The organism is Streptosporangium sp. NPDC006013, assembly GCF_040614275.1.
GTDB lineage: Bacteria > Actinomycetota > Actinomycetes > Streptosporangiales > Streptosporangiaceae > Streptosporangium.
Map to the genome: position 1 here is coordinate 1 of NZ_JBEXUE010000970.1, position 1,176 is coordinate 1,176.

The 1,176-nt window shown below is 71.3% G+C and carries 1 protein-coding gene; it reads right to left on the reverse strand.

All coding sequences use genetic code 11. The features are described 5' to 3' along the window. Positions 1-1,176 (reverse strand): beta-ketoacyl reductase (locus tag ABZ260_RS51335; RefSeq protein ID WP_355633322.1); only part of this gene is annotated, 1,176 nt, incomplete at both ends.

Here is a 1,176-nt window from a genome sequence, read left to right on the forward strand (position 1 = left end):
CCGATCGGCCTCACCCAACCCGGCCAACCGCCGCACCAGCGCACCGTCACCCGACACCGACCCCGACACCGCCGACCGACGAACCCCCCGCACCAACCCGCGCAACAGATGCGGCACCTCGCCCCGCGCCCGCACCGCCGCCAGGTCGAGCCGGACCGGGGCCACGGCCGGCTCACCCGAGCGGACGGCCGCGTCGAACAACGCGACACCCTGCTCCGGAGTGATCGCCGGCATCCCGGCGCGGGTCAACCGGCGCGTCTGAGCGTCGTCCAGCCCACCGGTCATCCCGGCGTCCTGCGCCCACGGCCCCCACGCCAGCGACAACCCCGCCAGCCCCTCAGCCCGCCGCACCTCCGCCAACGCGTCCAGGAACGCGTTCGCCGCCGCGTAGTTACCCTGACCGGAAGCCCCGAACGTTCCCGCCACCGACGAGAACACGATGAAGCCGGCCAGATCCAGGTCCGCGCTGAGCTCGTGCAGATGCCAGGCCGCATCCACCTTCGGCCGCAACACCCCATCCAACCGCTCCGCCGTCAGCGACGGGATCGTCCCGTCGTCCAGCACACCCGCGGTATGAATCACCGCCGTCAACGGATGCCCGGCATCCACCCCCGCCAGCAACGCCGCCACCTGGTCCCGATCGGCCACATCACACGCGACGATCTCGACCTCGACCCCATGCGCGATCAACTCCGCCTGCAACTCCACCGCACCCGGAGCCTCCAGACCCCGCCGACTGGTCAGCAGCAGACGCCGCACCCCACCCTCGGCCACCACATGCCGCGCGAACAACCCACCCAGACCACCGGTACCACCAGTGATCAACACCGTCCCCTCCGGGTCCCAGGCCCGGCCCGCTCCCCCGCCCGGACCAGAGTCACGCTCGTAGCCGGGACCGTCAGTGAGGTCAAAGCCACGAGCAGAACCATGCTCAGCGTCGAAGCCATCGGCGGAATCACCAGAACCAGGCACCCGTACCAGCCGGGCAGCCCGCACCTCATCCCCGCGCACCGCCACCTGCGGCTCACCCGAGGCCAGCACCCCGGACAGCACCGATGCCGAGATCTCCTGCCCATCCAGATCAATCAGCACGAACCGGCCCGGATTCTCCGACTGCGCCGAGCGCACCAACCCCCACACCGCCGCCGCGCCCAGATCGGTGACCGCATCCCCCGC